Here is a 24,242-nt window from a genome sequence, read left to right on the forward strand (position 1 = left end):
CTGCAGGTCAACTTAGACCCCGGTCACAAACGGCAATCGGGGCTAAATGCCGAAGCGGTCCCGATAGGCTTCTACGGCAGGCAAGTGCTGCTTCAGTTGCACGTCGCCTGCTAGAAACTCAAGCACTTGCGCGAGCGAGACGATGCTCACCACCGGAATACCGTAATCTCGCTCCACTTCCTGGATCGCAGAAAGCTCCCCCTGGCCACGCTCCTGCCGATTGAGCGCGATCAGCACGCCGGCTGCCTTGGCCGATTGATTTTCGATGATCTGCATCACCTCGCGGATCGCAGTGCCCGCAGTAATGACGTCATCGACGATCAGCACGCGACCGTCGAGCGGGGCGCCGACCAAGGTGCCGCCCTCACCATGATCCTTCGCCTCCTTGCGGTTGAAACACCAGGGCACGTCACGTTGATGGTGCTCGGCCAGCGAAATCGCCGTCGCGCTCGCCAAGGGTATCCCCTTGTACGCCGGCCCGAATAGGACGTCGAACTCAATCCCGCTGTCCACCACAGCCGCCGCATAGAATCGGCCCAGTTGCGCCAGGGCGGTCCCGGAATTGAACAAGCCGGCATTGAAAAAATAGGGGCTGGTGCGACCCGATTTCAGGGTGAACTCACCGAAGCGCAGGACACCGCGCTCGATGGCGAAGCGAATGAAATCGCGCTGGTACGCCTGCATGAAGGATATTCCCGGAAGACACTGATTTAGCTAATTGCAAAGAGCTTGGGTTATCATACACGCACGTGTTTTTAGGGGCCATTTATGCGGATCATCAGCGTCAATGTGAATGGTATTCAAGCGGCAGCACAGCGAGGCTTACTCAGCTGGCTGCAAGCGCAGAATGCCGATGTCATCTGTCTGCAGGATACCCGCGCCTCCGTAATCGAACTTGACGACCCGGCCTACCAGCTCGACGGCTATTTTCTCTATGCCGTCGATGCGGAAATTCCGGAACAGGGTGGCGTCGCGCTCTACTCCCGCCTACAACCCAAAGCCGTGATCATGAGCCTCGGCTTCGAAACCGCCGACCGCTACGGCCGTTATCTACAGGCCGACTTCGACAAGGTCAGCATCGCCAGCCTACTGCTGCCTAGCGGTCGCGGCGGCGACGAAGAGCTGAACCAAAAATTCAAGTTCATGGACGATTTCGCCCATTACCTCGACAAACAACGGCGCAAGCGCCGCGAATATATTTATTGCGGATCGCTTTATGTGGCCCACCAAAAGCTCGACGTGAAGAACTGGCGCGATTGCCAGCAGGCGACAGGCTTTCTCGCGCCGGAACGGGCCTGGCTCGACGAAATCTTTGGCAACATGGGATACATCGATGCGTTGCGGGAGGTTTCCCGCGAAGGCGATCTGTATAGCTGGTGGCCAGACACCGAACAGGCCCAGATGCTCAACCTCGGCTGGCGCTTCGACTACCAGATCCTCACCTCCGGCATGCGCCGCTTCGTGCGCAACGCTCGCCTGCCTCGCCAGCCGCGTTTCTCCCAGCATGCACCGCTGGTAGTCGACTATGACTGGACGCTGAGTCTTTGACCTTTCGTTGAACGCAGCTTAGCCAGCCCGAGCCTGGGCAAACCAGGCAACGGGCCAACATCAGCCCCTGGCTCACGGCTACTTAACGATTCGCCAGCAGAATGGATAGCGGTACGGCTTGCCTTCATTGGCGCGGATGCCGGCGATCACCACCAGCACCAGCGCCACGACGCTTATCAGCGCCATCAGCGGGAACCCGATCAGGATCCACGCCAATACGCCGCATACCATCAGCAGGATGCTGAAGGTGATCTGGAAGTTGAGCGCCTCCTTGCCCTGCTCGTCGACGAATGGGTCCATATCCTTCTTAAGTTGCCAGACGATCAGCGGGCCCAGCACGTTGCCAATCATCGGCACCAGGAACCAGCAGAACGACGAGTAGTGACAGAACATGGCCCACTGCCGCGCCTTAGGCGACGGCAACGGCATCAACTCCTGATCGGACATGGCAATACCCTCTGGATCAGTCCGCCAGCGCCGCGAGCTGCAGGGCGAACAGTTCCTGCATTCCCGACTGCGCCAGCGCAAGCATGGCATTGAGCTCGGCGGGCTGAAACGGCGCACCCTCGGCCGTGCCCTGAACCTCGATGAAACCACCGGTACTCGTCATCACCACGTTCAGGTCGGTCTCGGCTGCCGAGTCCTCGAGATAATCCAGGTCTAACACGGGCTCGCCCTGGTAGATGCCCACCGACACCGCCGCGACCATCTGCTTGAGCGGGTCGCCACTCTTCAAGCCGCCGCGCTTCTTCAGGACTTTCAGCGCATCCGCCAGGGCAACCATCGCACCGGTAATCGACGCGGTGCGCGTCCCGCCATCGGCCTGGATCACATCGCAATCGATGTACAGCGTGTTCTCGCCCAACTTGCTCATGTCCAGCGAAGCCCGAAGCGAACGACCAATCAAACGCTGGATTTCCAGAGTCCGGCCGCCCTGCTTGCCTCGACTGGCCTCACGCTGATTACGCTCGCCAGTGGCGCGAGGCAGCATGCCGTATTCGGCGGTGAGCCAGCCCTGTCCCTGCCCTTTGAGGAAGCGCGGCACACCATTTTCGATACTTGCCGTGCAAATCACCTTGGTATCACCGAACTCGACCAATACCGAGCCTTCTGCATGCCGGGTGTAATTGCGGGTGATACGAATCTGACGCAGCTGATCGGCGGCGCGGCCACTGGGACGCTTCATGGAGGGTTCCTGCTTCTTTGCGGTATGAGTGGCGGCATTATAGGGCCCTGCAAAGTGAATAGGGGTCGTCGGCAGGGAATCGCTTGCACCGGGCGACGGGACGCGCACCCCTCACCGGGCGCCAAGGAGGCCCGTTTTCCTTTACAATCTCCGACCTTTAAATCCCGAGGGTTACCCATGATCCACAGCATGACCGCCTTCGCCCGTGCCGAATTGGCCGGCGACCACGGCACTCTCAGCTGGGAGATCCGCTCGGTGAATCACCGTTACCTGGAGCCGCACCTTCGGCTACCGGAAGCCTTTCGCGACCTGGAAGGCGCCGTGCGCGACGCGCTTCGCAAAGGCCTCTCGCGTGGCAAGGTCGAATGTACCTTGCGCTACGCAGAAGACGCCGCAGGTCGTTCGATGCAGGTCGACGAATCCCGCGCCAAGACCCTGATCGCAGCCGCCGAAGCAGTGGCCCGCTTGATCGAGCGCCCCGCCCCGATCAACCCGCTGGACGTCCTTGCCTGGCCTGGAGTCATCGTCGGCGACGCGGCTGACCCGCAGGCGCTCGGCAAAGCGGCGCTGCAACTCTTCGACAAGGCGCTAGCGGAGCTTAAGACCGGGCGCCAGCGTGAGGGGGAAGAGTTGGCACGCCTGATCAACGACCGGCTGGATGCCATCACTCAAGAAACCACGACGTTGCGCGGCCTCGTCCCGCAGATGCTCGCCGCCCAGCGGCAAAAGATGCTTGATCGTTGCGCCGAGATGCGCGTCGAGCTCGACCCCCAGCGGCTCGAGCAGGAGCTGGCGCTGCTTGCGCAGAAAAGCGATGTCACCGAGGAGCTCGACCGGCTCGCGACCCACGTGAGCGAAGTGCGCCGCGTCCTACAATCCGGTGGCGCAGCGGGGCGCAGGCTCGACTTCCTCATGCAGGAACTCAACCGCGAAGCGAATACCCTCGGCTCCAAGGCGATCGACACCCGCAGCACCCAGGCGGCAGTGACTCTCAAGGTGCTGATCGAGCAGATGCGCGAACAGGTCCAGAACATCGAATAGCGAATGCAGTCGATGAAAGCAGCACCTATCGCTGCCTAATTTCCAGTCACAGGTCCAGAAAACTCATGTCAGCCTCCACCGGTACGCTCTACATCATTTCCGCGCCCTCCGGGGCCGGCAAGACCAGCCTGGTCAAGGCACTGCTCGATGCCCAGCCGCAGGTCAAGGTATCGGTCTCGCACACGACACGCCCGATGCGACCGGGCGAGGTGGATGGCGTCAACTACCATTTCGTCACTCGCGACGCCTTTCTCGAACGCCTTGCGCAGAACGAATTCCTCGAACATGCCGAAGTATTCGACAACCTCTATGGCACTTCGCAGCGCTGGGTCGAGCAAACGTTGGATGAAGGCTTCGACCTGATCTTGGAGATTGACTGGCAGGGCGCGCAGCAGGTGCGCAGACTGATGCCACAAGCCAAGTCGATCTTCATCCTGCCGCCGACACAGGAAGCGCTCCGCCAGCGCCTGACCAACCGCGGCCAGGACAGCGACGATGTGATCGAAAAGCGGATGCGTGAAGCGGTTAGCGAGATGACCCATTACGTTGAATACGACTACCTCGTCATCAACGACGATTTTGCCCATGCATTGATTGACCTGCAGGCGATCTTTCGCGCCAATCAGTTACGGCAGGACGCCCAGCAGCAGCGCTTCGAAGGGCTGCTCAAGCAGCTACTCGCGTAACGCAGCGATCGATAGCCCACCTCGAATCGCGTCGATCATTGGCCAGCACCTTGGGCAAGGCCGCTTTTGCCTTTTACCGCTTCCCTAATGGCTGGTGATTTTTTAGACTATCCCGTCCGCTCGCCCATTCGGGCATGCTTTACCGCAATTGATGAGGAAGACCATGGCCCGCGTCACCGTCGAAGACTGCTTGGACAACGTAGATAACCGCTTCGAGCTGGTCATGCTCGCCACCAAGCGCGCCCGCCAACTGGCCACCGGTGGCAAGGAACCGAAGGTCGGCTGGGAAAACGACAAGCCCACCGTCGTCGCGCTGCGTGAGATCGCATCGGGCCTGGTGGACTACGACGTCATCGCCCAGGATGACGTCGTGGATGACGAGCCGCTGTTCATCCAATACGAGGAAGAGCCCAACGAGGCCCTCTGATACGAATGCCAGGTCGACGTCGAATCGCCCGCCAACCGTCATGCCGGCAAGGAGCACTGCCTTGCCAGCCATAGACGCGCTTGCCGATCGCCTGTCGACCTACCTCGGCGCCGAACAGGTCAACCTGGTCCGCCGTGCGTACTTCTACGCCGAGCAGGCCCATGACGGCCAGCGGCGACGCAGCGGTGAAGCCTACGTCACCCACCCCCTCGCGGTAGCCAATATCCTTGCTGACATGCACATGGACCATCAGAGCCTGATGGCCGCCATGCTGCACGATGTCATCGAGGACACCGGCATCGCCAAGGAAGCGTTGACCGCGCAGTTCGGCGAAACCGTCGCCGAACTGGTCGATGGCGTCAGCAAGCTCACCCAGATGAAGTTCGAGACCAAGGCCGAAGCGCAGGCCGAGAACTTCCAGAAGATGGCAATGGCCATGGCGCGTGACATCCGCGTCATCCTCGTCAAGCTCGCTGACCGCCTGCATAACATGCGCACGCTTGAAGTGCTCGCGGGCGAGAAGCGCCGGCGTATTGCCAAGGAAACCCTCGAAATCTATGCGCCCATCGCTAACCGCCTGGGCATGCACTCGATGCGCGTCGAGTTCGAAGACCTGGGCTTCAAAGCGATGCACCCGATGCGCTCCGAGCGGATTCGGGCCGCGGTACGCCGGGCGCGCGGCAACCGCAACGAAATCGTCGAGAAGATCGAGCAGTCGCTGATCCATTGCCTTGAACGCGAGGGCCTCGGCGGCGAGGTCGTGGGCCGCGAAAAGCACCTTTACAGCATCTACAAAAAGATGCGCGGCAAGCGCAAGGCGTTCAACGAGATCATGGACGTCTATGCCTTCCGTATCGTGGTCGACAAGGTCGACACCTGCTATCGCGTGCTCGGCGCCGTACACAGCCTCTACAAGCCGCTGCCCGGGCGTTTCAAGGATTACATTGCGATACCCAAGGCCAACGGCTACCAATCGCTGCATACCACCCTGTTTGGCATGCATGGCGTGCCTATCGAGATCCAGATTCGCACCCGCGAGATGGAAGAGATGGCCAACAATGGTATTGCCGCACATTGGCTGTACAAATCCAACGGCGAGGAGGCGCCCAAAGGCACTCACGCCCGTGCGCGCCAATGGGTCAAGGGCGTGCTCGAACTGCAGGAGCGCGCCGGCAATTCGCTGGAGTTCATCGAAAGCGTAAAGATCGACCTGTTCCCCGACGAGGTCTACGTCTTCACACCCAAGGGCAGCATCATGGAGCTGCCCAAGGGCTCGACCGCGGTGGACTTCGCCTACGCCGTGCATACCGACGTCGGCAACACCTGCATCGCCTGCCGCGTCAATCGCCGTCTGGCGCCGCTGTCACAAGCACTGGAAAGCGGCAGTACGGTAGAAATCGTCACCGCGCCAGGCGCCCGGCCGAACCCCGCCTGGCTCAACTTCGTCGTCACCGGCAAGGCCCGCACCCATATTCGCCACGCGCTCAAGCAACAACGCCGCTCGGAATCGATCAACCTGGGCGAACGCCTGCTGAACAAGGCGCTCACCGGTTTCGAGACGAGCTTGGAGAAGATTTCGCAGGAACGCATCCGCACGGTGCTCAACGAGTACCACATGGATTACGTCGAAGACCTGCTCGAAGACATCGGCCTCGGCAACCGCATGGCCTACGTGATCGCCAGGCGCCTGGTGGCCAGTGAAGGCGAGCAGGCCCCCACCGCTGAAGGACCGCTGGCGATCCGCGGCACCGAAGGCCTGGTGCTCAATTATGCCAAATGCTGCACCCCGATCCCCGGAGACCCCATCGTCGGTCACCTCTCGGCCGGCAAGGGCATGGTCGTGCACCTGGAAACCTGCCGCAATATCGCCGATGTGCGGCACAACCCTGACAAGTGCATTCAACTGTCCTGGTCCAAGGACGTCGCCGGCGAGTTCAACGTCGAATTGCGCGTCGAACTGGAACATCAGCGCGGCCTGATCGCCCTGCTCGCCGGCAGCGTAAACGCCGCCGACGGCAACATCGAGAAGATCGGCATGGACGAGCGCGACGGCCGTATCAGCGTTGTCCAGCTGGTCGTCAGCGTGCATGACCGGGTCCACCTCGCCCGGGTCATCAGAAAGCTGCGAACCATAAAGGGCGTCACGCGTATCACACGGGTGAAGGCCTGACAGCCGATCGAAGCGCCGAAGATTCGAGGCGGGTCGCGAAGGCCAGTCACGGTGCGCGCTGATTCACCCACTACGCTTTTGTCGGCTTTTCCCACTATCCTTGCCCATCCGTTCACTTCACGCAGGAGCTACCCGTGAGTAAGACTGTCATTTCCACCGACAAAGCCCCCGCCGCCATCGGCACCTACTCTCAGGCCATCAAGGCGGGTGACACCGTCTACCTGTCGGGCCAGATCCCTCTGGATCCGAAGACCATGGAGCTGGTCGAAGGCTTCGAGGCGCAGACGGTGCAAGTCTTCGAGAATCTCCAGGCGGTTGCCGAGGCCGCGGGTGGTTCGCTGAAGGACATCGTCAAGCTGAACATCTTCCTCACCGACCTCGGCAACTTCGCCACGGTCAACGAAGTAATGAGCCGTTACTTCCAGCAACCCTACCCTGCCCGTGCCGCCATCGGCATCGCCGCGTTGCCCAAGGGTGCGCAGGTCGAGATGGACGCCATCCTGGTACTCGAGTAAGCGCCTGCGATCCGGCCTGATACTCGATCCGGCAGCAGGGAGCGCGACGGATGACGCCGCCCAGCCGTCTTTGGCCACGCCTGGGGCTCGCCTGCGCTGGGCTGCTGGCGGCTTGCGCGCTCTATCTGGCTGAACCCGCCCTGCTTCAAACCTTGCGCAACGCGCTGTTCGATCAGTATCAGCGCTGGCAGCCGCGCACGGCGCCGACTCAATCCAGCGTGCAAGTGCTGGACATCGACGAAGCCAGCCTGGCCCGTATCGGCCAATGGCCCTGGCCACGAGAACGCATGGCGGAACTGGTGGAGCGCCTTCAGCAGGCTGGCGCCGCGGTGGTGGTATTCGACGTCCTCTTTGCTGAGGCGGACCGTGGCGCGGCGGCGCGCCTGCGAGATAGCCTTCCCGCAGCGCTGGCGGCACAGCTCGAACAGCTTCCCGATCCCGATCAGCGCTTCGCCTCCTCACTGGCAGGACAGCCGACCGTACTGGGCTTCGCCGCGACCCGCACGCCTTCGGGGGCGGCGCCGCAGAGCCGCTTCGGGGTGCAGCGCTCAGCCGAAGCCGGAACGCCCCGGGTGCCGGCTTATGCCGGAACCGTCAGCCCCTTGCCGAGCTTGGGGGCTGCCGCTGCGGGCAGTGGCGCCATGACCTTCGAGTCGGACCACGACGGTGTGGTGCGGCGCGTCCCGCTGATGATTCGTGTTGGCGAGCATCTTTGGCCCTCCTTGGTCGCCGAGTCGATACGCGTCTACCTGGGCCAGCGCCTGTACCGCATCGAAGCTGACGCGCGCGGCAATGTCGCCCGGTTGGACATTGGCCACCTCCAGCTCCCCACGAACCGACGGGGTGAACTCTGGATTCACTACCGCGAAGACATGCGAGCCCATCGAACGCCCGCCTGGCAGCTATTCGAGCAGGCCTCCACCTCGAAACTAGACGGCGCCATCGTGCTTGTCGGGAGCTCAGCGCAGGGTCTGCAGGATTTGCGTTTCAGCCCGCTCGGCGGCATGGTTCCCGGCGTCGAAATCCATGCGCAGGCGATCGAGCAGGCGCTGTTCGGTCGCGCGTTGCAGCGGCCGCATTGGGCGGCGCCGATCGAAGCGATGACCTTGTTGCTGGCCGCGCTACTGCTGTGCGGACTCACCCTCGGCACCGGCGCATTGAGCAGTGCGCTGGCCGCGACGGCCATGCTGCTCATACTGAATCTTGGCGCCTGGTGGGCCTATTCGCGGCACGGGTTGCTGTTCGATGCACTCAACCCATCGATAGGCCTGCTGCTGGCCTATCTCGGTGCCAGCATCGCTCGCCACCTTGCCAGCGAGCGGCAACAGCGCTGGGTCCGCGGTGCATTTTCCCGCTACATCTCACCCAATCTTGTCGAATACCTGGTGCAACATCCCGAGCAGTTGCGCCTGAGCGGGGAGCGCCGGCAGTGCAGCTTCGTCTTCACCGATTTGACCGACTCCACCCGCCTGATGGACGGGCAGCCGCCCGAGCGCGTGGTCAGCCTGCTCAACGATTACCTCGACGGCATCATCCAGATCGCTTTCCGGCATGAGGGCACGCTCGAACGCATCATGGGCGACGGCATGGCGATCCTGTTTTCCGCGCCCCTGGCCCAACCCGACCATCAACGCCGCGCCCTCGCCTGCGCGCTGGACATCCGCCGCTTCACCCGCGAGCACGCCGCAGCTCAGCAGGCGGCCGGCGTCGCCCTCGGCTGCACGAGGATCGGCGTGCACAGCGGCGACGTGGTGGTGGGCAATTTCGGTGGGTCGACGCTGTTCGATTACCGGGCGCTGGGCGATGCCGTCAACATCGCCGCACGCCTGGAAAACCTCAACCGACATCTGGGCACCGACCTGTGCGCGTCCCAGACGATCCGCGACGCCAATCCGTCCGTGCCGATGCGGCCGATCGGCGACGTGCAACTCAAGGGCAAGGCGGAGCCCGTTCGCCTGTACGAACCCTGCGAACTGACCCATGACGCTGCCTACGACGCTGCGTTCGCCCTCATCGCAACGGACGGCAACGCTGCACAGGCGGCCTTCGAACAGCTGCACGCGCAACGGCCGGGCGACGGTCTTGTGAAATTCCAGCTGGAGCGCCTGCGCGCGGGTGTGCACAGCGAGCGCATCGTGATGACGGCTAAGTAGCCGCGCTTAGCGCACGCTGATCTCGACCCGCCGATTGCGAGGCTCCGAGACACCATCCGGTGTCGCGATCAGCAGGTTGCGCTCACCATGCGACGAGACGCGCAGATCGATAACCTCGATATTCCGATTGCGCAGCATCTCGGCTACCGCCGTAGCGCGGATCAGACCGAGCTGCTCGTTCCACTGCGGGCCGCTGAGCGTGTCGGTATGTCCAATCACCGAAACCGCCGAAGGGCCGCGCTGACGGATCACCCCGACGATATGTTCGATCTCGCGCCGGGACGAGGCGGTCAGTTCGGCACTGCCTATCTCGAAATACAGCTGAAAGCGTTGCGGAAGCGCTGGCTGGGCATCCAGCGCAGCAGAGAAATCGCGAGCGATGCGCAGATCGCCAACCTCGAACGGCCCGGCGCCCAACCCTCGTGCGCCGATCCGCATGCCCTGCTGCTTGCGGTCGAGCCGCGTCTGGCCGCGCGCATCCTCGACCACCACCGCGCCGGTCGTGCCATCCGGGCTTTCCAACAACACTACGTAATCGCCCGTGGCACACCCGGTCAGCCCCAGGGCGACGCTACATGACAGCAACAACCTTCGCAGCATTCGCCTCACTCGCTGACCTTCACCAGGAAATGGGTGCCTCGCACCCCGATGGTGCCCGTCGGAGTCTTCAGCTCGACCGCTTCGGGTTTGAGCTTGGCAATCACGCCGGAGATGAAGTTGAGCGTGCCCTGGGTAATCCGTGCGCTGAGCCGCAACTCTTCGCGAGCCGGATCGAAGGCGTAGTCGTCGAGGATGAATTCACTGTTCGGCCCGAAGGACATCACCGTGTTGTCGCTCAAGGTCACGCCCATGGCGCCGCTGGCGCCGGTGCGCAGGGTCGCGCCGGCAATGACCGCCTGGCCGACTCGGGCTTCGATGGTCTGACCTCGGCTCGTAACCGTGGCCTCGCCCTGAACCTTCATGATGTAACCGACCGGCTCGCTGACCGGCTCGCTGACCGGCTCTTGCGCAGCCACCCAGCCTGGGGCCGTCAACAGGCCAAGGAGCACTGCTGTTCGGGCAAATTTCGGCATTGCATCCATCTTCGGGACCATGATCAATGTACTCTCCATAGCTGGCCAAAGGCCTGCGATCTGGCGCAACTGCCGCTGCGTAGTAGGGCCGTCATCGTTTTCTGGCACGTCCGTCAAGTAACCGCCGCAGGATGCAGTATGACCTCCAGCAAATACAAGCTCAGCTACGAAACCTGCACCGCAGCGCTCGTCATGCTGTTCGTGCTGATGCCAACCGTACCGGCTCTGATGCTAGTTGGCTTCGAATGGTTCGACCTGCGCCGCTTGCTGCTCACCGAATTGCTGATCATGTTCATCGGCCTGCCGCTGCTGTGCGCCTGCCTTACCAGCCTGCGGCGCTCCCTGGACGCGCTCGCCGACGATGCCAGGCGCATCCGCGAGCTGGATTTCAGCCGCCGCGAGCGCCCCGACTCGCCCATCCGCGAACTGGATGCGCTGCATCGTCAGCACGATGCCATGCGGCGCTCGCTGGAAACCCAGCACCGCGCCTTGGAACATGCGCAGGAGAAACTCGCCGGGCTGGTAGAAAACGGCATGCTGCTCTCATCCGAACGCGACCGGCATCGCTTGCTCGAGCACATCCTGCTGCAGGGCAAGCGCATCTGTCATGCCGACGCCGCCACGCTCTATCTGATGACCGATCACGACAGCCTGCGCTTCGCCCTACGCTCGAAGGCCGACCCGCTGCCAATCATCGAGCTGCCCCTGCACGACCCCGACACCGGCGCCCCCAACGAGCATCACGTATCGACCTACGTGGCCCTGCGCAAAGAAACGGTGGTCATCGATGACGTCTACCGTGAGCAGCGCTTCGACCTTTCGGGCACCCGCCATTTCGATCTGGAATCCGGCTATCGCACGGTCTCGATGCTTTGCGTGCCGCTGGTTGGACAGAGCGGAGACGTGCTGGGCGTACTGCAATTCTTGAACGCCACGGACCCCGGCACCGGGCTGCCTACCGAGTTTTCCAGCCACAACCTAAGGTACGTCGAGGCGCTGGCGTCGCAATCGGCCGTCGCGCTGGAAAACAAGAACCTGATCGATTCGCAGACGGCCCTGATCGACGCCATGATCGAGATTCTTGCCGGTGCCATCGACGCCAAGAGCGCCCATACCGGCGGGCACTGCGCGCGCGTGCCGGAGCTGGCCCTGCTCCTTGCAGAACAGGCCTGCGCCGCGCAGCAAGGCCCCCTGGCCGAGTTCCGCTTCGACACCGAGGAACAATGGCGAGAGTTTCGCATCGGCGCCTGGCTGCATGACTGCGGCAAGATCACCACGCCCGAGCAGCTCGTCGACAAGTCCACCAAGCTGGAAACGCTCTACAACCGCATCCATGAAATTCGCATGCGCTTCGAGGTACTACTGCGTGACGCCATGATCGAGCGGCTCCAGGCACTGGCCGCGGGCGAGCAGGAGGATCGGGTAGCGGCGCGCCATGCCGAGACAGTGGCCCGCCTGCACGAGGAGTTTGCTTTCGTCGCCGAATGCAACATTGGCGGCGAGCGGATGGCGCCCGAGCGGATAGAGCGGCTGAATCGGATCGCCGAACGGACATGGACCCGCCACTTCGACGATCGCGCCGGCCTCTCCCATGAGGAGTCCGCGCGGCTAGAGGCCTTCCCGGTGCAGCCGCTACCGGCGACCGAGGCGTTGCTGGCCGACAGACCCGAGCATCGCATCCCGCGCCTGCCGACCAAGGCGCTGGACCCGCGCTACGGGTTCAAGATGACGGTGCCGGACTACCAGGCCAACCTCGGCGAGCTCTACAACCTGAGCGTCACCCGCGGCACGCTGACGGCCGAAGAGCGATTCACCGTCAACGAACACATCGTGCAGACCATCGTGATGCTGGAAAACCTGCCATTCCCTCGTAACCTGCAGCGCGTGCCTGAATACGCCGGCACTCATCATGAAACGTTGCTCGGCACCGGATACCCGCGTCAGCTAGGGCCGGAGCAACTATCGATTCCGGCCAGGATCATGGCCATCGCCGACATCTTCGAGGCGCTGACGGCCTGTGATCGCCCCTACAAGAAGGCCAAGCCGCTGAGCGAGTCACTTCGCATCCTCGCTGGCCTGCGCGATAGCGGGCACATCGACGCCGACCTGTTCGCCCTTTTTCTCACCTCCGGCCTGCACCTGACCTACGGCGCCCGGCACCTCAAACCCGAGCAGATGGATCACGTCGATGTCGACGCGCTGCTGGAACGCCCGGCCGCACCATTAGCGTGAATCGCTGCCTCGCTCAACTGGCGACGCGGTTCTCCCACAGCGACGTATCGGCCAGCTGGCAAGTATCGACGTAGCGCGGCACGCCGCTGATCTCTTCCAGCTCGGTGGTACCGGCCAACTGGCTGACGATGCGATAGCGCTTACCGACAGTTTTGTCATGCAGCGGATAGAGCGCAGCGATCTGCTGCGCGAGTTCGGTGAGGGTGGACATGGGCGGGTACTGCTCTGGGGTTTAAAAGCCAGCCTATTTACTACGGAACCGCACCAATTGCGCGAAGCAGCCGACGCCTAGCAGGCCGCTTATCGGAACGCCTCGCAAAGCCTCGTCAGCGCCCTCGACAAACCCCTTCATCCGCCCCCAGCGGCGACCTCTCTCGACTTGTTCCACTTGTTCTAACCGCGGCATCGCCGGCTGCGCCGCGTTGGGACGGCGTGACCCGGTGCGCACCATCGGCGGGCGCCGAAGCGCTGGGCAGCCGCCTGATCGAGTAGTCAACCGCAGGCCGAAATCCATTCCCAAAACAGGGACATAGTTCCGATCCGCGGCGTTCTGGCACAGCCGGTGCACCTTCAAAAGCAGGCGTCATGCCCTGTTAGTACAAGTTGCTCAACCGCCAAGGTGAAGACAAATGGACAACCGGAATAGCCTGCTTGCGACCTCGTTACTCGGATCCGTCCTGCTGTTCAGCGGCCCGCTGGCAGCGGAAACCATCCGCATCGGTATCGGCCATCAGAGCATGGTCACCAACACCGTTTCCGGCGGCATCGTGCTGAAGAAACTCGACCTACTGAACAAGCACCTGCCGCACACGGGCAAGTACGCGGACGCCGACTACCAGATCGAGTTTCGCGACTACGATTCCGGCCCGCCGATCACCAACCAGATGCTCGCCGGCAAGCTCGACTTCGGTGTCATGGGCGACTACCCGCTGATCGTCAATGGCGCCAAGTTCCAGGCCACCGGCAAACAGCAGACGCGCTTCATCGCGGTGACCGGCTACAACCTCAAGGGCACCGGCAACGGCATCGTGGTGCCCAAGGACTCACCTGTGCAGTCGCTTGCCGACCTCGCCGGCAAGAGCCTGTCCACGCCGGTCGGCAGTGCGGCCTGGGGCATGACGCTGAAGGTGCTGCGCGACGCCGGCCTGTCCGACAAGGTGACGCTAGTCAACCAGAGCCCCCCGGTGGGCGCGGCGAACATTGCCGCCGGCAAGATCGACGCGCATGCCGACTTCTGCCCCTGGTCCGAGATCATGGAATTCCGCGGCACCGCGCGGAAGATCTACGACGGCAGCGAGGCCGGCATCCCCACCTTCCACGGCATCGTGGTGCGCGACGACTTCGCCAGGCAGTACCCCGAGGTGGTCGAGGGCGTGCTCAAGGCCACCCTGGCCGCGCAGCAATGGATCAGCGAAGACCCACGGCGCGCTGCGGAAAAGGTCGCCGAATGGACCGGCGTGGAGCAGGAGGTGCTCTACCTCTACTTCAGCCAGGGCGGCATTTCGACCATGGAGGCCAGCATCAAGCCGCAGTGGGTCGAGGCGATGAAATACGACCACGCCCTGCTGCAGCAGGAAATGCAGATCCCCGATCTGGATTTCGCCAGCTGGATCGACGACAGCTACCTGAAGAAGGCCTACGCCGACATGGGCCTGGACTACGCCGCCGCGGTCGCCAGCGTGGTCAGTCCGACGCCCCGCGCCGCCGGGCGCAAACCGGCGGAAATCTGGTTCGCCGATCAGGGCATCGTCGCCTATGACAGCACCGCCACCATGCTCGACGCCGAAGCCGACGCCAAGGCGTCCGGCAAAGCCATCAACGCCACCTACGTCTACGACAACCTCACCGGCCTGAAGCTGTTCGGCAAGGCCGCCTACCTGGTCAAGGACGCCAGCGGCGAGGTGCTGGCCTTCATGAAGAAAAGCGACTCGGAGCAGCACATCGCCCAGCACGGCGGCAGCGCCCTGCTGACCGATGCACCCGTGGCGATGCTGGACTGAGCCCCTGCGCGGCCCGTGCCACGGGCCCCGCCTCAAGCCGAGGAGTGACCGCATGAGCGTCAAACCGACCCCCCTGTTCGATAGCGATCCGGCAACGCCAGAAGCCGACCGGCCGCTGCTGACCGCTGCGCCGGCTCCGCAGCCAGCGCCGGTTGCCACCCCTTCCGCGCCGCGTCGCCTGCCGCCGATGGCCGGGCGTTACCTGGTGCGCGTGTTGGCGCTGCTCGCAGCCTTGCTGATCTGGCACCTGGCGACCGCGACGGGCTTCAACCTGTTCATCAATTTCGAGAACGTGCCGGCACCGCTGCTGGTGGGCCAGACGCTGATCCAGCAGCTGGGCAGCAGCGAGTTCTACCTGCATATCGTCCACAGCCTGGAACGCATCGCGCTGGCCTATGCCTACGCCGTGGTGCTCGGCGTCCTTTGCGGCGTGCTCATCGGCCGTTCGCGCTGGGCCGAGGACATCCTGCTGCCCTACATCGAGCTGTTCCGGCCGATTCCGGCGGTGGCCTGGATTCCGTTGGCGATCCTGATGCTACCGACCGAGCAGTCGAGCATCGTCTTCATCACCTTTCTCGGCGCCTTCTTCCCCATCGTGCTGAACACCGTGCACGGCGTGGAGCAGACGCCGGACGTGCTGGTGCGTGCCGCGCGCAGCCTGGGCGCCAGCGACCGGGCGATCCTCTGGCACGTGGTGATTCCCGGTGCGATGCCAAGCATCGTCGCCGGCCTGGCGATCGGCATGGGCGTAGCCTGGTTCTCGCTGCTGGCCGGCGAAATCATCAGCGGCCAATACGGCATCGGCTACTTCACCTGGACCAGCTACACCCTGGTCAAGTACCCGGAAATCATCATCGGCATGCTCACCATCGGCGGGCTCGGCACGCTCTGCACGCTGCTCGTGCGCAAGGCCTGCGTGCCTCTGCTGCGCTGGCAGCAGCAGGGGGGCCGGTCATGAATGCGATCGTCTCCGACAACCGCCTCGCCGTGCTCGATCACAGCCGACTGCGCGCCAAGGCCGCGGCCAAGGGCGACGGGCGCGGCCATGTCAGCGTGCGTGCGCTGTCCATCGAATTCGACCACGCCGGCGGCAAGCGCGCCGCGGTGCAACAGGCCAGCCTGGAGATTCGCCCCGGCGAGTTCGTCTGCCTGCTCGGCCCCTCGGGTTGCGGCAAGTCGACCCTGATGAACGCCATCGCCGGCTTCGTCAAACCCACCCGCGGCGAGCTGACCGTCGACGGTCAGCCCATCGCCGGACCTGGCCCGGACCGCGGCATGGTGTTCCAGCAGCACTCGCTGTTCCCCTGGAAGACGGTGCGCGAAAACGTCGCCTTCGGCCCGCTGATGGCCGGTGCCTCGCGTAACGAGGCCACCGGGGTGGCGCGCACCTTCCTTTCGCTGGTGGGGCTCGCCGCCTTCGAGGACGCCTACCCCGGCACGCTGTCCGGCGGCATGCAGCAGCGCGTCGGCATCGCCCGAGCGCTCGCCAACTACCCCAGCGTGCTGCTGATGGACGAGCCGTTCGGCGCACTGGACGCACAGACCCGGATCATGATGCAGGAGAACCTGCTGGAGATCTGGCGTGAGTTCAAGAACACCGTGGTGTTCGTCACCCACGACATCGACGAGGCGGTGTTCCTCTCCGACCGCATCGTGGTGATGAGCGCCAGCCCCGGACGGATCATCGCCGACATCCGCGTCGAGCTGCCGCGACCGCGCGAGCAGAGCCTGCTCACCGACCCTGCCTTCATCGACTACAAGCGCCAGTGCCTGGACCTGATCCGCCAGGAAACCCTGCGCGCCTTCCAGCAGCAGAACGGAGGCTGAGCCATGCATATCCGTCCTTTACCTGCGCCCACGCTCGACATGACCTGTCATGACAGGCTGGAGCCACGCCCATGAGCCGCCTCGAACCGCTCGCCCCGGGTCAGTCGCCACTGCCGCTGTACGTGCAGATCCGCGACACCCTCAGACGCAAGATCCTCGAAGGCAACTATGCCGTGCATGAACGGCTGCCCTCGGAAAACGAGCTGATGACCGCCTTCGGCGTCAGCCGCATCACCATCCGCCAGGCGCTGCGCGACCTGCACAACGAAGGGTTGGTGTTCAGCGCCCAGGGCAAGGGCACCTACGTCAGCAAGCCCAAGGCGGTGCAGAACGTGCAGCGTCTGCAGGGCTTCGGCGAGGCCATGGCCGCCCAGGGCTACGAAGCGACCGCGCGGCTGCTGTCGATTCAGGAACGCAAGCCACCCAAACCGGCGGCCGCCGCGCTGAACCTCGCGCCCGGCGCGGATGTGGTCGAGGTCAAGCGCGTGCGCTTTCTCAACCGCGCCCCGGTGTGCCTGGAGCACAGCTACTTCCCCCTGGACATCGGCCAGCGCCTGTTCGGCCTGGACCTGTCCGGCGACATCTTCCCTCTGCTGGAGAACCGCTTCGGCATCGGCCTCGGCCATGCCGCGATCGGCCTCGACGCCACCCTGGCCGACGACGAGCACCAGCCCTACCTCGGCCTGAAGGCCGGTGAACCCATCCTGCGCGTCGAGCGGCTGACCCATGACCGCAGCGGTCGGCCGATCGATTTCGAATACCTGTGCTACCGCGGCGACGCCTTCAAGTACCAGTTCCGGGTCGACCGGAAATAGAGGAGACCACCATGACCACGATTCACGACATTCCCGTCATCGAAACCGACGTGCTGGTGATCGGCGGTGGCACCGCCGGCCCGATGGCCGCCGTCACAGTCAAGGAGCAGGACCCGACGCTCAAGGTGCTGCTGCTGGAGAAGGCCAACGTCAAGCGCTCCGGGGCGATCTCCATGGGCATGGACGGACTGAACAACGCGGTCGTGCCCGGCCACGCCACGCCCGAGCAGTACGTCAAGGAAATCACCATCGCCAACGACGGCATCGTTCACCAGCCGGCGCTGATGGCCTACGCCACGCGCTCGTTCTCGATGATCGAGCAGCTCGACGCCTGGGGCGTGCATTTCCAGAAGGACGAGACCGGCGACTACGACATGAAGAAGGTCCACCACCTCGGCACCTACGTGCTGCCGATGCCGGAGGGCCACAACGTCAAGAAGATCCTCTACCGCCGCCTGCGCCGGGTGCGCGTGGATATCGAGAACCGCTTCATCGCCACCCGCCTGCTGAAGGACCCGGACGGCAACATCGCCGGCATGATCGGGGTGAACACCCGCACCGCCGAGCCGATCATCATCCGTGCCAAGGCGGTGATCATGGCCACCGGTGCCGCCGGGCGCATCGGCCTGCCAAACTCGGGTTATCTCTTCGGCACCTACGAGAACCCGGCCAACTGCGGTGACGGCCACGCCATGGCCTACCACGCCGGTGCGGACCTGGCCAACCTCGAGTGTTTCCAGGTCAACCCGCTGCTCAAGGACTACAACGGCCCGGCCTGTGCCTACGTCACCGGCCCGCTCGGCGGCTTCACCGCCAACGCCTACGGCGAGCGCTTCATCGAGTGCGACTACTGGTCCGGGCAGATGATGCTGGAGTTCTTCAAGGAGCTCGAATCCGGCACCGGCCCGGTGTTCCTCAAGCTCGACCACCTGGCCGAGGAAACGATTCAAGAGATCGAGACCGTCCTGCACACCAACGAGCGGCCTTCACGCGGGCGCTTTCACGAAGGGCGGCACATCGACTACCGCCAGCGCATGGTGGAAATGCACATTTCCGAGATCGGTTTCTGCTCGGGCCACTCGGCTTCGGGCGTGTGGACCGACGAGACCGGCGCGACCACCGTACCCGGGCTGTTCTGCGCTGGCGACATGGCTTCGGTGCCACACAACTACATGCTCGGCGCCTTCGTTTACGGGCAGATCTGCGGCGAGAGCGCAGCGGCCTTCGTCAAGGACCGCGCCGAACCCCAGCTGGACGAAGCCTTCATCGCTGCCGAACTCGCCCGCATCCAGGCGCCGCTGAAAGTCACCGAAGGCATCCCACCGGAGCAGATGGAATACAAGGTCCGCCGCCTGGTGAACGACTACCTGCAGCCGCCGAAAGTGACCAAGAAGATGGAGATCGGCCTGGAGCGCATCCTCGCCGTGCGCGAGGACGTCCCGCGGCTGGCCGCCGCCGATCCGCACGAACTGCTCCGTGCGCTGGAAGTGCAGTCGATCATTGACTGTGCCGAGATGGCCGCCCGCGCCTCGCTGTACCGCACCGAGTCGCGCTGGGGGCTGTACCACTACCGCGTCGACCACCCCGAGCAGAACAGCGCCGAGTGGTTCTGCCACACCCGCCTGTTCAAGGACGCTAACGGCCAGATGGCCCACGGCAAGCGACCCATCGCCGACTACATCGTGCCGCTCGGCGAAGAGAAGGACGCCTACAACCGCCTGCGCGTGAAGAAGGCCGCCAATGCCTGACCGTGGGGGCGAACTCGTTCGCCCAACACCTGATGCCATGGGCGAATGAATTCGCCCCTACAGGCCGGCAGCGAGCCGACCGTACCGAGGAGATCAACCATGCCCGTCGCCACCCACCGCTCCGCCGTCCCGGTCATCGTGGACGAAGAAAAATGCATCGCCGAAAAGGGTTGCCGTGTCTGCATCGACGTCTGCCCGCTGGACGTCCTGTGGATCAACCCGGACACCGGCAAGGCGCACATGAAGTACGACGAATGCTGGTACTGCATGCCCTGCGAGGCGGACTGCCCGACCGATGCGGTGACAGTGAACATTCCCTACCTGCTGCGCTGAGGGCCGACCAATGAAAACCTACGACGACCCTCTGCTGCAGGACATCGCCACCAACCTGACCTCGAGCGACCCCGGCATCCGCCGCGTGGCCGTGCTCGAGCTGGTCGACAGCGGCGAACCGGAAGCCGCCGAGCTGCTGATCCTGGCGCTGAACGACCCGGACCCGTCGGTGCGCCAGGAGGCGGCCAAGGTGGTCGACGAGTTCGACGCCGCCGACATCGCCGACGCCCTGATCGCCGCCCTGCAGGACAGCGACGAGGTGGTGCGCAACGCCGCCGCCCACGCGCTGGCGGACCTAAAGGACCCCGCCGTCGCGTTGCCGCTGCTCGAAGCGTTGGCCGGCAGCGACGATCCCTTCGTCGTCGCCGGCATCCTCCGTGCGCTCAAGCCGCTGCGCAATCCACAGGCGCAGGCGCCGGCCCTGGCGCGGATGCAGCACGCCGACCCGGGCGTGCGCCGCGAAGCGGTGGCGGTGATCGGCTGGCTCAAGCAGCCAGCGAATCTGCCGGCACTGATAGAGCGGGCGCAGCACGACGACGATGCCGACGTCCGCCGCGCCGCGACCGGCGCGCTGGTCTATGCCGCGCCCGAACAGGTCGGCCCGGCGCTGATCGGCATCCTGCGCGACGAACACTGGCAGGTGCGCGTCGAGGCCGCGGTGAGCATCGGCAAGCTCGACTACCAGGCCGCACTGCAGCCCCTGGTCGAGGCCACGCACGACAGTTTCTGGCAGGTCCGGGAAAAGGCCGTCGATGCGCTCGGCAAGCTCGGTGCGGTGGGTGCGATCCCGGCGCTCGGCGTCTGCGCCCGCGACCCGATGAGCAACCTGCGCAAGGCCGCCATCGGCGCGCTGGGCGCCATCGCACACAACGATGGCCGCCCCTTCGTCGAACTGGCCATGGACGACCCCGACCCGGACGTCCGCAAGCTCGCCCGCTGGGCCATGTCGAAACTCGAGGCCGCGGCCTGATTTTTATGCGCTTTTTGTTGCACAGAACTTGAAGCCGAAACGTCACGAGCGCAGCGGGGCGGGGGCGCCCAGCCAAGGCGAAGGTCGCGCGCGGGAGCGGAGTTTACAGGCCGTAAATGAGCATCCCGCGCGCCGCCTTCAACGCAGCATCCGCAAGCGCAGTGGTTTCGAGGAGAACGAAATGACCTACGTCGTTACAGAGAACTGCATCCGCTGCAAATACACCGACTGCGTGGAAGTCTGCCCGGCCGACTGTTTCCACGAAGGCCCGAACTTTCTCGTGATCAACCCCGAGACCTGCATCGACTGCAGCCTCTGCGCGCCGGAATGCCCGGCCGATGCGATCTTCGCCGACAACGCCTTGCCCGAAGGCCAACAGCACTTTCTCGAACTCAACGCCGAGCTGGCCGAAGTCTGGCCGGTGATCACCCAGAGCGCCTCGCCGCTGGCCGAGGCCGAAACCTGGGTGGACCAGGGCGGCAAGCTGGCCTTTCTGGAGCGCTGAAGCATGCCCCAACTTGTCATGACGAGTGGGTTGCGCCACGGCGTACTGGCCCTGGTCACGGTCAGTGCCGCCACGCTCGGCAGCGCCCGGCCGGTGGACACGCCGGAACGCTCCGTGCGCAGCCCGGAAGCGCCCACGCTGCTCGTCAGCAGCGGCCCGGCGCCCCTGCCGCGCGGCCTCGTCACACCGTTCATTCGCTAGAGGCCGCAGGCCCGGAGGGTTTCATGAACGCCTTCAACGCATCGAATCACGACGCCACGTTCCCCATCGCACAGCCCCAACGGCCGATCGACCCACCCCGAGAGATCCGCCTGCGCAAGGCGCAGCGCGTGCTCGAACTGACCTGGCCGGATGGCGCGCAGAGCCGCATCAGCTGCCTGACGCTGCGGCGGGCCTGCGCCTGCTCCAATTGCCAACGCCTCCAGCAGACCGGCGCGCTGACGCTGATCGACGCCGAGGTCGGCGTGAACCGCCTGGAACTGTCCGGCATCAGCGGTCTGCAGTTGTATTTCAGCGACGGTCATTTCCGCGGCCTGTACCCCTGGGCCTACCTGCGCGACCTGGGCAATCCGGCATGAACGCCCGGCTCGAAGCGCTCGCCCCGCCCGTCGCGCTGTGTCGCAAGCACTACCCGGGCCTGGCCCTGTGTGCGGTGCTGGCACTGGCCGGCAGCTTTCTCGCCGATCACTACGGCGCGCCCGCGCTGCTGATGGTGTTGCTGCTCGGCCTGGGTTTCGCCAGCCAGGGCAGCGAGGCACGCATGCAGCCGGGCGTGGCGTTGTGCAGCCGGCAACTGCTGCGCATCGGTGTGGCGCTGCTCGGCGCGCGCATTGGCGTCGCGCAGCTGGAAGCGGTCGGTGCGCGGCCCTTGATGCTGGTGCTCGTCACGGTGCCGCTGGTGCTCGGCCTGGCGCTGCTGCTCGGCCGGCTGCTGCGGCTGCCGACCCTGCACAGCCTGGTGGCGGGCGCGGCAGTGGCGATCTGCGGCGTGTCGGCAGCGATTGCCGTGGCGGCGGTGATCCCGGCTGGGCGCCTGGAAGAGCGCCGGCTGCTCGCTGTGGTGGTCGGCGTGACGGCCCTCGGCACGCTGTCGATGCTGCTCTACCCGCCGCTGACCGGCCTGCTCGGGCTGGATGCGCTCGACAGCGGTCTGCTGCTCGGCGCCAGCATTCATGACGTCGCCCAAGCGGCCGGTGCCGGGTATCTCGTCTCGGAGACCGCTGGCGACGTCGCGACCCTGACCAAGCTGTTGCGCGTCGCCCTGCTCGCGCCGCTGGTGCTGGTGATCGGCCTGCTGCTGCGTCGGCAGGAACCGGGCAGCCCGGACTTCCCGCTGTTCCTGCTCGGCTTTCTCGGCCTGTTCACGCTGAACAGCCTCGGCTGGCTGCCGGCCGGGCTGCGCGAGGCGCTGGTCGCCGGCTCGCAGGCCTGCCTGCTGCTGACCATGGCCGCGCTCGGCATGCGCACCCGTGTCGGCGACCTGTTTGCCCAGGGCTGGCAGCCCTTTGCCCACCTGGCCCTGCTCAGCGCCGCGCTGCTGCTGGCGACGAGCCTGCTGCTGATCCTGTTCTGATCGACTCAATCCACGAGAGAGGAAGGCCCCCATGTCTGCACTCGGCACCGAAAGCGTTCTATCCGTGCACCACTGGAACGACACCCTGTTCAGCTTTCGCACCACCCGCGACCCGGCGCTGCGCTTCGAGAACGGCCACTTCGTGATGATCGGCCTGGAAGTCGACAGCAAGCCGCTGATGCGCGCCTACAGCATCGTCAGCGCCAACCACGACGAGCACCTGGAATTCCTCAGCATCAAAGTGCCAGACGGCCCGCTGACCTCGCGCCTGCAGCACCTGAAGGTCGGCGACTCGCTCATTGTCAGCCGCAAGCCGGTCGGCACCCTGGTGATGCATGACCTCAGGCCCGGCAAGCACCTCTACCTGCTGGGCACCGGCACGGGGCTGGCGCCGTTCATGAGCATCGTCCGCGATCCGGAAGCCTACGAGCGTTTCGACAAGGTCGTGCTCGTGCACGGGGTGCGCGAGGTCAGCGAGCTGGCCTACCACGACTACCTCACCCAGGAACTGCCGGCGCACGAATTCCTTGGCGAAGCGGTGCGGGCCAAGCTGCTCTACTACCCGACGGTGACGCGCGAGGCGTTCCGCCACACTGGGCGCATCAATACACTGATCGAGACCGGCAAGCTCACCGACGACCTCGGCCTGCCGCGGCTGAACCCCGAGACCGACCGCGTGATGCTCTGTGGCAGCCCGGCGATGCTCGACACCCTTACCGGCCAGCTCGATGCCCTGGGCTTCCAGGCCTCGCCCAGCCAGGGCGTACCGGGTGATTACGTCATCGAGCGAGCGTTCGTGGAAAAGTAGAGCCGTACACCGTGGCTCTACAGGGAAGGACTCGCTCCTGGCTCAGCCTTGGCCCGTCCGGCGCTTGATTCGCGCCGGACGGGCAACTTTCGCCTCTTTCGTTGTCTCGTTCTAAGGCGCGCATCCAACCAAACATAAGCGCGCCGTTTCCGAGCCTGACGTGAGGTCCCTGTTCCATGCTGACACTTTCCATCAACGGCGCCGACCTTCAGGTCGACGTGCCCGAAGACATGCCTCTGCTCTGGGTCCTGCGCGACGTGCTCGGGCTCACCGGCAGCAAGTACGGCTGCGGTATCGCCCAGTGCGGCGCCTGCACCGTGCACCTGGATGGCCAGGCGGCGCGCGCCTGCGTCTTGCCGGTCGGCGAGGTGAAGGGCCGCAAGGTGGTCACCATCGAACGCATCGGCAACACGGAGCTCGGCCGGAAGGTGCAACAGGCCTGGCTGGAGGATGAGGTGGTGCAGTGCGGCTATTGCCAGTGCGGGCAGATCATGTCCGCCGTTGCCCTGCTGGAGCAAAATCCGCAGCCCGACGACCGCGCCATCGACCAGGGCATGGCCGGCAACCTCTGCCGCTGCTGCACCTATACCCGCATCCGCAGCGCCATCAAGCGCGTCGCCCAGGCATGAGGA

General features: G+C 64.6%; 27 protein-coding genes. 21 read left to right on the forward strand and 6 right to left on the reverse strand.

What is annotated here, in order from left to right:
* Positions 1–42: 42 nt before the first annotated feature.
* Positions 43–684, reverse strand: a complete 642-nt coding sequence (pyrE, locus tag KXR72_RS12850; RefSeq protein ID WP_437421493.1) for an orotate phosphoribosyltransferase — start codon at positions 682–684, stop codon at positions 43–45.
* A gap of 84 nt (positions 685–768) precedes the next feature.
* Here pyrE and KXR72_RS12855 point away from each other — a divergent pair, with 84 nt between their 5' ends.
* Positions 769–1,548, forward strand: a complete 780-nt coding sequence (locus KXR72_RS12855) for an exodeoxyribonuclease III (protein WP_437421494.1) — start codon at positions 769–771, stop codon at positions 1,546–1,548.
* A 78-nt stretch (positions 1,549–1,626) separates the two neighbouring features.
* Here KXR72_RS12855 and KXR72_RS12860 read toward each other — a convergent pair whose 3' ends face one another.
* Together KXR72_RS12860 and rph are read right to left on the reverse strand one after the other, a co-directional pair.
* On the reverse strand, positions 1,627–1,995 hold the full coding sequence (locus tag KXR72_RS12860) for a DUF4870 domain-containing protein (protein ID WP_437421495.1): 369 nt from the start codon (positions 1,993–1,995) through the stop codon (positions 1,627–1,629).
* A 16-nt stretch (positions 1,996–2,011) separates the two neighbouring features.
* Positions 2,012–2,734 carry a ribonuclease PH gene (gene rph / locus KXR72_RS12865; RefSeq protein WP_437421496.1) on the reverse strand — a complete coding sequence of 241 codons (723 nt, stop codon included), beginning with the start codon at positions 2,732–2,734 and terminating at the stop codon, positions 2,012–2,014.
* Positions 2,735–2,911: 177 nt separating this feature from the next.
* Here rph and KXR72_RS12870 point away from each other — a divergent pair, with 177 nt between their 5' ends.
* The 6 genes from KXR72_RS12870 (at position 2,912) to KXR72_RS12895 (ending at position 9,726) form a co-directional block, all read left to right on the forward strand.
* Positions 2,912–3,775: a YicC/YloC family endoribonuclease gene (locus tag KXR72_RS12870; RefSeq protein WP_437421497.1), complete on the forward strand. Its 864-nt coding sequence runs from the start codon at positions 2,912–2,914 to the stop codon at positions 3,773–3,775.
* A 65-nt stretch (positions 3,776–3,840) separates the two neighbouring features.
* Entirely contained in the window at positions 3,841–4,461 is a 621-nt protein-coding gene (gmk, locus tag KXR72_RS12875; protein WP_437421498.1) for a guanylate kinase, read from the forward strand.
* Positions 4,462–4,624: 163 nt separating this feature from the next.
* On the forward strand, positions 4,625–4,888 hold the full coding sequence (gene rpoZ, locus KXR72_RS12880; RefSeq protein ID WP_243606830.1) for a DNA-directed RNA polymerase subunit omega: 264 nt from the start codon (positions 4,625–4,627) through the stop codon (positions 4,886–4,888).
* A 61-nt stretch (positions 4,889–4,949) separates the two neighbouring features.
* On the forward strand, positions 4,950–7,058 hold the full coding sequence (spoT, locus tag KXR72_RS12885) for a bifunctional GTP diphosphokinase/guanosine-3',5'-bis pyrophosphate 3'-pyrophosphohydrolase (protein ID WP_437421499.1): 2,109 nt from the start codon (positions 4,950–4,952) through the stop codon (positions 7,056–7,058).
* Positions 7,059–7,192: 134 nt separating this feature from the next.
* Positions 7,193–7,573: a RidA family protein gene (locus tag KXR72_RS12890; protein ID WP_437421500.1), complete on the forward strand. Its 381-nt coding sequence runs from the start codon at positions 7,193–7,195 to the stop codon at positions 7,571–7,573.
* Positions 7,574–7,623: 50 nt separating this feature from the next.
* Positions 7,624–9,726: a CHASE2 domain-containing protein gene (locus KXR72_RS12895; protein WP_437421501.1), complete on the forward strand. Its 2,103-nt coding sequence runs from the start codon at positions 7,624–7,626 to the stop codon at positions 9,724–9,726.
* 6 nt (positions 9,727–9,732) lie between these two features.
* On the opposite strand, the gene KXR72_RS12900 is transcribed toward KXR72_RS12895, so the two are convergent.
* Entirely contained in the window at positions 9,733–10,326 is a 594-nt protein-coding gene (locus KXR72_RS12900) for an OmpA family protein (RefSeq protein ID WP_437421502.1), read from the reverse strand.
* 5 nt (positions 10,327–10,331) lie between these two features.
* Positions 10,332–10,820, reverse strand: coding sequence for a FecR family protein (locus KXR72_RS12905; RefSeq protein ID WP_437421976.1), 489 nt, complete (start codon positions 10,818–10,820; stop codon positions 10,332–10,334).
* 117 nt (positions 10,821–10,937) lie between these two features.
* Here KXR72_RS12905 and KXR72_RS12910 point away from each other — a divergent pair, with 117 nt between their 5' ends.
* Entirely contained in the window at positions 10,938–13,031 is a 2,094-nt protein-coding gene (locus KXR72_RS12910; protein ID WP_437421503.1) for an HD domain-containing phosphohydrolase, read from the forward strand.
* 13 nt (positions 13,032–13,044) lie between these two features.
* Here KXR72_RS12910 and KXR72_RS12915 read toward each other — a convergent pair whose 3' ends face one another.
* Positions 13,045–13,242 (reverse strand): hypothetical protein, encoded by a 198-nt coding sequence (locus KXR72_RS12915; RefSeq protein WP_437421504.1) that lies wholly within the window; start codon positions 13,240–13,242, stop codon positions 13,045–13,047.
* A gap of 418 nt (positions 13,243–13,660) precedes the next feature.
* Between KXR72_RS12915 and KXR72_RS12920 the strand changes: the two genes are divergently transcribed.
* From KXR72_RS12920 to KXR72_RS12980, 13 genes are all read left to right on the forward strand, one after another.
* On the forward strand, positions 13,661–15,031 hold the full coding sequence (locus KXR72_RS12920; protein ID WP_437421505.1) for an ABC transporter substrate-binding protein: 1,371 nt from the start codon (positions 13,661–13,663) through the stop codon (positions 15,029–15,031).
* A 52-nt stretch (positions 15,032–15,083) separates the two neighbouring features.
* Complete coding sequence (locus KXR72_RS12925; protein WP_243364282.1) at positions 15,084–15,989, forward strand: ABC transporter permease; 906 nt, start codon at positions 15,084–15,086, stop codon at positions 15,987–15,989.
* Positions 15,986–16,858 carry an ABC transporter ATP-binding protein gene (locus tag KXR72_RS12930; protein WP_267934925.1) on the forward strand — a complete coding sequence of 291 codons (873 nt, stop codon included), beginning with the start codon at positions 15,986–15,988 and terminating at the stop codon, positions 16,856–16,858. Before KXR72_RS12925 ends, KXR72_RS12930 begins: the two co-directional genes overlap by 4 nt.
* Positions 16,859–16,929: 71 nt before the next feature.
* Positions 16,930–17,673, forward strand: coding sequence for a GntR family transcriptional regulator (locus tag KXR72_RS12935; protein ID WP_437421506.1), 744 nt, complete (start codon positions 16,930–16,932; stop codon positions 17,671–17,673).
* Positions 17,674–17,684: 11 nt separating this feature from the next.
* Positions 17,685–19,421, forward strand: a complete 1,737-nt coding sequence (locus tag KXR72_RS12940) for a fumarate reductase/succinate dehydrogenase flavoprotein subunit (protein WP_133456522.1) — start codon at positions 17,685–17,687, stop codon at positions 19,419–19,421.
* 99 nt (positions 19,422–19,520) lie between these two features.
* On the forward strand, positions 19,521–19,754 hold the full coding sequence (locus KXR72_RS12945) for a 4Fe-4S dicluster domain-containing protein (protein WP_014597289.1): 234 nt from the start codon (positions 19,521–19,523) through the stop codon (positions 19,752–19,754).
* Between the two features lie 10 nt (positions 19,755–19,764).
* Positions 19,765–20,724 (forward strand): HEAT repeat domain-containing protein, encoded by a 960-nt coding sequence (locus KXR72_RS12950; protein WP_133456521.1) that lies wholly within the window; start codon positions 19,765–19,767, stop codon positions 20,722–20,724.
* A gap of 181 nt (positions 20,725–20,905) precedes the next feature.
* Positions 20,906–21,229, forward strand: a complete 324-nt coding sequence (fdxA, locus tag KXR72_RS12955) for a ferredoxin FdxA (RefSeq protein WP_041014673.1) — start codon at positions 20,906–20,908, stop codon at positions 21,227–21,229.
* Positions 21,230–21,232: 3 nt separating this feature from the next.
* Positions 21,233–21,430, forward strand: a complete 198-nt coding sequence (locus KXR72_RS12960) for a hypothetical protein (protein ID WP_423707005.1) — start codon at positions 21,233–21,235, stop codon at positions 21,428–21,430.
* 23 nt (positions 21,431–21,453) lie between these two features.
* Positions 21,454–21,807 (forward strand): DUF971 domain-containing protein, encoded by a 354-nt coding sequence (locus tag KXR72_RS12965; RefSeq protein WP_437421507.1) that lies wholly within the window; start codon positions 21,454–21,456, stop codon positions 21,805–21,807.
* The gene (locus KXR72_RS12970) at positions 21,804–22,802 is read left to right on the forward strand and encodes a YeiH family protein (protein ID WP_437421508.1); all 999 of its coding nucleotides are present in this window, start codon (positions 21,804–21,806) and stop codon (positions 22,800–22,802) included. Before KXR72_RS12965 ends, KXR72_RS12970 begins: the two co-directional genes overlap by 4 nt.
* Before the next feature lie 31 nt (positions 22,803–22,833).
* Positions 22,834–23,610: a ferredoxin--NADP reductase gene (locus KXR72_RS12975; RefSeq protein ID WP_437421509.1), complete on the forward strand. Its 777-nt coding sequence runs from the start codon at positions 22,834–22,836 to the stop codon at positions 23,608–23,610.
* Between the two features lie 176 nt (positions 23,611–23,786).
* Entirely contained in the window at positions 23,787–24,239 is a 453-nt protein-coding gene (locus tag KXR72_RS12980; protein ID WP_423707008.1) for a (2Fe-2S)-binding protein, read from the forward strand.
* Positions 24,240–24,242 lie beyond the last annotated feature (3 nt).

Source organism: Stutzerimonas chloritidismutans, assembly GCF_051486945.1.
Taxonomy (GTDB): Bacteria; Pseudomonadota; Gammaproteobacteria; order Pseudomonadales; family Pseudomonadaceae; genus Stutzerimonas; species Stutzerimonas chloritidismutans_B.